The organism is Archangium sp. (assembly GCF_045802675.1).
GTDB lineage: Bacteria > Myxococcota > Myxococcia > Myxococcales > Myxococcaceae > Archangium.
Map to the genome: position 1 here is coordinate 20,680 of NZ_JBJMQO010000140.1, position 7,667 is coordinate 28,346.

General features: G+C 69.8%; 7 protein-coding genes. 6 read left to right on the forward strand and 1 reads right to left on the reverse strand.

The annotated features are described in order from the left end of the window. Positions 1 to 16: 16 nt before the first annotated feature. Complete coding sequence (locus ACJ8AN_RS38935) at positions 17 to 445, reverse strand: hypothetical protein (protein ID WP_407760686.1); 429 nt, start codon at positions 443 to 445, stop codon at positions 17 to 19. Here ACJ8AN_RS38935 and ACJ8AN_RS38940 point away from each other — a divergent pair. From ACJ8AN_RS38940 to ACJ8AN_RS38965, 6 genes are all read left to right on the forward strand, one after another. Beyond that, positions 444 to 953, forward strand: coding sequence for a hypothetical protein (locus ACJ8AN_RS38940; RefSeq protein WP_407760687.1), 510 nt, complete (start codon positions 444 to 446; stop codon positions 951 to 953). The genes ACJ8AN_RS38935 and ACJ8AN_RS38940 overlap by 2 nt on opposite strands. Positions 954 to 1,098: 145 nt before the next feature. Continuing rightward, positions 1,099 to 1,722 carry an MXAN_6652 family MXYO-CTERM-anchored protein gene (locus ACJ8AN_RS38945; protein ID WP_407760688.1) on the forward strand — a complete coding sequence of 208 codons (624 nt, stop codon included), beginning with the start codon at positions 1,099 to 1,101 and terminating at the stop codon, positions 1,720 to 1,722. Between the two features lie 108 nt (positions 1,723 to 1,830). Further along, positions 1,831 to 2,844: a hypothetical protein gene (locus tag ACJ8AN_RS38950; protein ID WP_407760689.1), complete on the forward strand. Its 1,014-nt coding sequence runs from the start codon at positions 1,831 to 1,833 to the stop codon at positions 2,842 to 2,844. A gap of 29 nt (positions 2,845 to 2,873) precedes the next feature. Continuing rightward, positions 2,874 to 4,670: a hypothetical protein gene (locus ACJ8AN_RS38955; protein ID WP_407760690.1), complete on the forward strand. Its 1,797-nt coding sequence runs from the start codon at positions 2,874 to 2,876 to the stop codon at positions 4,668 to 4,670. 17 nt (positions 4,671 to 4,687) lie between these two features. Continuing rightward, positions 4,688 to 6,100 (forward strand): DUF1501 domain-containing protein, encoded by a 1,413-nt coding sequence (locus ACJ8AN_RS38960; RefSeq protein WP_407760691.1) that lies wholly within the window; start codon positions 4,688 to 4,690, stop codon positions 6,098 to 6,100. Then, a complete protein-coding gene (locus tag ACJ8AN_RS38965; protein WP_407760692.1) occupies positions 6,097 to 7,473 on the forward strand; it encodes a hypothetical protein in 1,377 nt (458 codons plus the stop codon). Before ACJ8AN_RS38960 ends, ACJ8AN_RS38965 begins: the two co-directional genes overlap by 4 nt. Positions 7,474 to 7,667: the final 194 nt, after the last annotated feature.

Below are 7,667 nucleotides of genomic sequence, written 5' to 3' on the forward strand. Positions count from 1 at the left end.
CGCCCGAGGGTCCCCGTCACCGGTTGTAGCCGACCCCCGAGAGGGCAACCTCCTTCTGCGGTTCATTGACGGCGTTGGACTGGATGAGCAGCGTGCCCTCGTACTTCTTCGCCTCGGTGGGCTTGAAGGCCACCTGCACGAAGGTGCGCTTGCCGTACTCCAGCTTCACCGTCTCGCCCTTCGTGAGCGGCTCGGGCAGGGTGACGGTGAACTGGGCCGCGCCCGACTTCGTCACCCCGGAGATTTCGAGCGTCTGGAGGCCCCGGTTCTCGATGTAGAGGGACTCCGTAATCTCCTGATTCACGTACGCGCCGGTGCCGAACTCCTGCCCGAAGCTGAGGGCGCCCCGGTCCACGTAGAGTTCGGGCTGCTCGGACGGCCCTTCATTTCCACAAGCGGCCAGGGCGATGACGATGATGGACAGCCACAGGGGACGCAGACGCATGGACGGTTCCTCCTCGGGTGAGGTGCGGATGATGACGCGTTTTAGCGCAGGGGTGCTGGCCGCGGTGCTGGGACTGGGCTGTGGAGGCTCGCGCGCCGACTTCATCGGCGGCCGCGTCGAGGACACGTGCGATGCCGCGTGGCCCGTGTGCGGCTCCATGGCCGGCTGCATCCTCGGGCCGGAGAGCTACGCCGAGGGCCGCTTCCCGGGCCAGGGCCGCTTCATCGTCCAGGTGCCGGAGGCCTCCACCGTCCGGGTGCACTTCTTCCTCGAGGACGCCGTCGCCGCGGGCGAGGAGACGGCCGTCACCTTCCACGAGGAGGGCTGCCGCTCGCGCATCCGCCAGTCCCTCAGCGGGCGCACGGCGCTGGAGCTGATGGAGAAGCAGGGCGAGCTCACGCGCGAGGCGGACCTCACCGGGGTGGGGGACCACCTCATCGAGTTCTCCTCGGACATGCAGGCGCGCTACGTGCTGAAGGTGGAGGTGGTACCGCAGCGCAACCGCTGAGCCGGAGGTGGGGGTTTTTTGCGTCCACAGCGCTCTTCTTCGCTCCCACGGTCCGGAGGGCCGTTTCACACGCACGAGATACGTGGGGCCATGGGAGGACGCGGCGAAGTGCGTTAAAAAGGGAACCCCTACTTACGGAGGTTGTATGAGGTTCCCGTCGTACCGCGCTGCGGGTGTTCTCACGGTGTGTCTGATGTCCGCCCCCGCGCTGGCCAATTCCGCCGGCATCACCGGCTACTCGGGCAAGTCGTCGGCGACGTGCACCACCTGCCATGCCGCCGGTGTCGCCATGCCCACGGTCCAGATTTCCGGCCCCACGACGCTCGAGGCGGGCGCCACGGGCCAGTACACGTTCATCATCAAAGGCGGCCCCGGGGTGAAGGGTGGCTTCGACGTGGCCGTGGACAACGCGGCGGCGTCGCTCACGGCCGGCACGGGCTCGAAGAAGGTGGGCAGCGAGCTCACCCACTCCGTGCCCAAGGCCTTCAGCGCCGGCGAGGTCCGCTTCGACTTCTCGCTGGTGGCTCCCGCGGCCGGGGGCACGGTGATGATTTTCGGCACCGGCAACTCGGTCAACGGGGATGGCGTGGAGAATGTGGTCGGTGACAGCTCCGCGACCACTTCGTTGTCCGTGCTCGTCAACGCCCCGGCCACCACCCCCGGCACCAACGAGGACGAGGGGGGCTGCTCCTCCATCGGTGGCGCTCCGGTGATGCTGCTGTCGCTGCTCGCGGGCGCCAGGACGCTGCTGCGCCGCCGCCGCGCCTGAGAGTCTCCCGCCCCAACAACCCCCTCCTTCCGTGCTCGCATGAGGCCGGGAGGAGGGGCGCTTCGAAGTCGACCCCCGTGGTCCGTTTCCCCTGACCCCGAGTCTCCCGTGCTGCTCTCCCTCCGCTCGCGCTCCCTGTTCCAGCCGCTTCCTCGCGTCTGCTGTGGCCTGCTCTCCGCGCTGCTGGTGCTCGCCGCTCCGGCCAGCCAGGCCGCCGCCAAGAAGACCTCCAAGTCGTCCAGGACGGGCGCGAAGGCAGGCAAGGCCGCCGCGCCGGCGGCCTCCAAGCCGGAGCCCGCCGCGGAGCCGAAGCCCGCTCCCGCGCCCGCCGCGGAGACGAAGGCCGCCGAGGAGCCCGCCCGGCCCGCTCCGGAGTCCAAGCCCGCCCCCGAGTCCAAGCCCGCCCCCGAGCCCAAGCCCGCCGCGGAGCCCAGGCCCACGGCGCCCCGCTCCAGCCAGGCCACGCGCCCCGCCGCCGCGGCGGCCCCGGTGGCCTCGTCCGCTCCGCGCCAGCTGCGCGTGGGCGTGGGGCCGGACCTGTACCTGGATGGCGGGCAGATGACGGGCGTGCAGAACATCAACACCGCGCACCTGGACGAGTCCTTCGGCTACACGGCGGGCTTCCTCTCCGCCACGGCCTGGCTGTCCACGCCGGTGCCGTCGGTGAGCGAGCGGGTGCGCGTGGGCGCGGGCCTGCGCATCCTCGGCAACTACACCGCCGCGGGAGGCCAGGCGTATGGCTTCGGCCTGCTCAACGAGCTGTTCGTCTCCGGGGAGTACGGCCTGCCGGTGGCCGGCAAGATGGAAGTGGTCTTCGCCGGGCGCGCGGGGCTCTCCTTCCTCATCCCCGGACTGGATTTCGCCAGCGACATCCACAAGCTCCAGGCGCAAGGGGTGAACGTGTGGAGCGTGCCGCGCGTGGGCTGGCTGCTCGGCCCGTCCGTGGGCGCGCGGCGGCAGATGTCCGAGCGCATCTGGCTGCGCGCGGACATCCTGGGCCAGATTGGCCAGCAGTACCTCTTCGCGACGAGCCAGGAAATCTCCGGGCTCAACTACTCCAAGAATTGGAGCACCCTGGCGCTGCGCCTGGGGCTCTCGCTCGGGGCCGAGTTCTCGCTCTGAAGCCCACCACCTTCCGCAGGGAGTCGCGCATGGCCGTGTCTCGTACGCTGTTGCTCCCCGTGCTGGCGCTGCTGACGGCGTGCCAGCCCACCTACGTCTTCGAGCCGGACCAGGTGGCCTCCGGCCCCGGAGGCATGGTGGGCAATGGGGAGCCCCTCACGCCCGGCACCTTCACGGGCGGTGACGACGTGCTGCCCGAAGCGCGCCCGGTGTCGACGCTGCCCAACGACACGCGCCCGCCGGACTGTGACGCCGACTGCGTGGCGTACTGCAATGGGGCGGGCCTGCGGAACCCCGTCAACCGCGGGGTGTGCCGCAGCCTCTGGGGCGTGGGCCTGGCCTCGCGTCCCATCGTCCAGGCCGAGGCCTGCCGCCGGCTCTTCGTGGACATGCTGGGCCGGGTGCCCACGGCGGACGAGGCCGAGGCCACGTGCTCGGGCGGCTGGGGCGCCACGGTGAAGCGGCTGATGGACAGCGACGAGTTCATCCTCATGCAGCAGCGCCGCGCCGCGGACCGCTTCCTCTACAGCAACGAGGTGACGAGCCTCCAGGCCATCTACGACATGGACCGGCTGGTGGCGAAGCTGCACCGCGGGCTGGTGCCGTACGACTTGTTCGCCGCGGTGGTGAGCGCCCACCCGGTGTTCACCCGCCGCTACGCGGACCCGGGCGACAAGGCCGAGGCGCTCTTCCGCCAGTTCCTGGGCCGCCCGCCCTTCGAGCACGAGCGCGCGGACATGTCGCGCCTCTACAAGCTCTGGCACTCGGGCTACTACGACCATCCGCAGCTGGGCATGCGCCTGCCGGACGCCTTCATCCGCTTCCGCTGCCTGGACGAGAACGGGGCCCTGGACGAGACCTCCCGGGGCGAGTGCGCCAGCGTGCTGTGGGGCTACAACGAGCTCATCTTCACGCCGGACCTGCGCGCCTCGCGGGACCCGAAGCTCGGCGAGCTGACGCTGTGGAGCGGCCTGCTCAACGCGGACGAGTGGGCGAAGCTCCAGACGCCGGGCCGCATCCTCGCGAGGGATTTGGCCTTCTGGGAGCGCGCGGTGGACGACGTGCTCGTGCAGTACCTGGGCTACGAGCTGTCCGCCAAGGTGCCCGAGGTGCGCGAGGAGCTGGTGCGCTGGCTGCTGCAGAACAACGGCGACATCCGCTCGGTGCACTACGCGGTGGCCACCTCCGCCGTGTACCTCCAGTCCGCCGAGGGCGCCTCGGCCAACGCGTACCGGTGGACGTACGGCCCCTTCAAGCAGGTGGACGCGGAGGTGTGGATTGATTCCATGTCCCGCAACACGGGCTTCGCGCTGCCCGGGTGCGACCACCGCCTCAGCCAGCCGGAGGATCTGCTGGAGTCGGGCAGCGTCGCCGCCTACCGCGTGCTGCAGGCCTCGCGCTGGAAGCTCAACGACAAGGGCGAGCTGGACGAGCGCTACTCGAACCTGGCGCGCACGCTGGGCGGTTGCCCGGAGAACGTGGTGGGCGGACGCTTCCGCGTGGTGAGCATCCTCACCACCGCCACCCAGCTGTCCTTCGTGCAGCAGCTGTGCAACCCCAGGTTGGATCCAAAAATCGCGGGCGCCGCGGTGGAGGGCCTGCTGCCCTCGGGGATGAGCACCTCGCGCGCGGTGGACGCGGACGTGGGCGAGCAGATTGCGACCCACCAGTACCGGATGCTGCTCGGCCGCTCGCCGGATGACACGGAGAAGGCCGAGGCGCGGCAGGCGGCCGCGCAGTGCGCCCTCACCCGATGCTCGGCGGAAGAGTTCGCCCGTCCCTTCTGCTTCGTGCTGCTCTCCAGCGCGGAGCGCGTTTTCTACTAGCCCCGGAGCCCCCTCCCATGTCCGACTCCGACGATACGAAGTCCGTCACCCTCGGCCGCCGCCGGCTGCTGCAAGGGCTGGGTGCTGGCGCCGCCGCGCTGGCCTTCCCCCACCTCTGGCTGCCTGGCGAGGCCCGCGCCCAGACTGCCGGGTTCGGCGCGGTGCGCCACCTCATCTACATCCGCTTGTCCGGCGGCTTCCGCTTCACCACCGCCTTCAACGGCGACGTGGCCGAGGAGTTCAATCCCTTCGGCCGCTCGAGCAAGCGCGCGCCCGGCACCGAGTGGGGCGTGGGCGAGCTGCTGGAGGGCGCGACCTGGCTGGAAGGAGAGGAGAGCAAGGCGCGCCGCGAGCTGGGCATGAAGACGGTGGCGTCCTTCTCCAACGAGATGTGCGTGCTGCCGTGCGTGGACCACGAGCCCTTCTCGGCGCGCGCGGACGGCGGCCACGGCACGGGCCTGGAGCGCTTCCTCACCGGGTACGTGGGCGGGGCCACTGGCTTCCTGACGCTCGTCAACTACGGGCTGCGCGAGCGCGTGAAGGAGGCGGCCTCGCGGGGGATTACGCTGCTGCCGGCCTTCAGCCTGGGCGAGGCGGGCATGGCCACGGGCGCGGGCGATTACGCCACCTACCGGCCGCCGGTGCTCGAGGGCAGCGGCTTCGAGAACTTCAGCGAGGACCCGGACTCGAGCCTGCCGGACTGGGCGAGGCCCCTGCCCGGGAAGGTGGACGCGCGCTTCCGCGACAAGCTGCACACGGCGCTGCGCGGTGGCGTGGAGACGTACCAGCAGACGCGCAAGGCCACGCAGGACTACGGGAAAATCTTCCGAGATCCGCTGCTCCGGGTGAACACGGACAGCACGGACGTGGTGGACGGCATCTCGAACAAGGATTTGCGCACGCTGCTGGGCACGGACACCACGGGCCAGCGGGCGACGCTCGCGCTGCGCCTGTTCCACTTCGGCTGCCCGGCGGTGTTCCTCAACCAGGGCGGCTACGACTTCCACTCGCGCGAGAACGCCGAGCTGCCGGGCGAGCTGGACGCGGCCAACCGGCTGGTGAGCGGCCTGCGCACGGCGCTGCAGAAGATGCAGCACCCCGAGGGCGGGACGTACTGGGACAAGACGCTGGTGGTGCTCGGCAGCGAGTTCGGCCGCACCACGGGCGGCAGCCGCTTCAACTCGGCCAACGGCAGCGACCACGGCCCGGACCTGGCCACCCGGTGGATGTCCATGCCCTTCATGGGCGGCGTCATCACCGGCGCGGGCAAGGGCGGCAAGAGCCTCGGCTCGGTGAACGCCTCGAACCTCAAGGCCACCGGCCAGGTGTACTCGTACCGCTCGGTGCTCAAGACGATGTTGGACATGCTCGGCGCGGACCACCAGGGCGTCTTCCCCGCGGACGCCCCCATCCAGGACTTCTTCGCATGAAGCGCTCCCTTCTCGCCGCCACCCTCGGAGCCCTGGCGCTGGCCTGCGGCTCCACGAGCCTCCCCCCGGAAAACACGGGCACCATCCCGTTCGAGCCGCATCGCCCCACGCCGTCCGGCTCCACCACGGTGACGCCGTACACGGGCTCGAACGCGGACGTGCTGTTGGCGCAGCTCACGTACCCCACCGGGCTGGACGTGCACCGCAAGCTGGTGATGCGCACCTGCAGCGGCACCAACGGCGTGTGCCACAACCAGAAGGAGTACCCGGATCTGCACACGCCGGCGACCTTCGTGGCCGCCATCGGCGCTCCGTGCAACGTGCAGTCCGGCAACGCGAGCGGCGTGTTCGACCGGTGCGAGCGCCTGGGCGACCGCTTCCGCTTCGCCGAGCAGGAGTTCCGGGAGATTGAGATTGGCTGGTTCGAGCTGGTGCGCGGAGAGACGCCGGAGCTCGACCCGAAGGGCACGCGGCCGGACGAGGGCACCGCGGGCCTGCACCTGTACCTGCATGATCCCGTGCCGGTGGACCAGGACCGCATCAACGTCACGGGCACCTTCATCCGCAACTTCATCGACGACCGGGGCAACGTACAGACGCTGGCCTTCGCAAGCTACAAGACGAACTGGTGGGTGCTGGGGGACAAGCGCCACCTGTTCGCCGAGGTGAACGAGAACCAGCGCGACAGCGTGGAAGGCCTGGTGGCCAGCGGCATCGTGCAGGGCGACCAGAACCGCAACGGCACCTACGGCGCGCGCGTCCTCGGGAATACGGTGCCGCTCATCAACCCGGGCAAGCCCGAGGCGAGCTACCTGGTGGCGCGTCTGCGCGGGTTCATGGGCGCGGACACGGTGCCGGGCACGCGCATGCCGCTGGCGAACCAGCCGCCGAACGTGCCGGACATGCTGGCGCTGATGTGCTTCATCCAGGGGTTGGACCCCACGGCCGCGCAGTGGAACCTGGAATCGGCCATCGACTACAACACGTGCACGTACTCGGAGAATCCGGAGGCGCTCAGCCTCGCGGGCTCGGGTGACACGTGGAGCGGGCGCGTGCTGCCCCTGCTCCAGTCCAACTGCGGTGGCTGCCACGGCGGCAGCAATCCGCAGGCGGGATTGGACGTGCTCAGCGGCACTCCGCACGAGGTGTATCAGCGCCTGGTGTTGAAGCCCTCGAGCCAGGATGCCACGCGCAACCTCATCCAGCCCGGCAGCCTGGAGAAGAGCTACCTGTACCTCAAGCTCACCGGCGACGGCAGCGTCAGCGGCAGCCGCATGCCCATCAACCCGCTCAACGGGAATGCCTCGCTACCCGACGCCGACATCAAGTCCATCGAGAACTGGATCTTCCTCGCTGGTGCCGTGGAGAACTGACTTTTCACTCCTCACCGGTGAGCAGCGGAAAGTGACGACGAGGGTTTTCACTCCTCACCGGTGAGCAGCGGAAAGTGACGACGAGGGTTTCCACTCCTCACCGGTGAGCAGCGGAAAGTGACGACGAGGGTTTCCACTCCTCACCGGTGAGCAGCGGAAAGTGACGACGAGGGTTTCCACTCCTCACCGGTGAG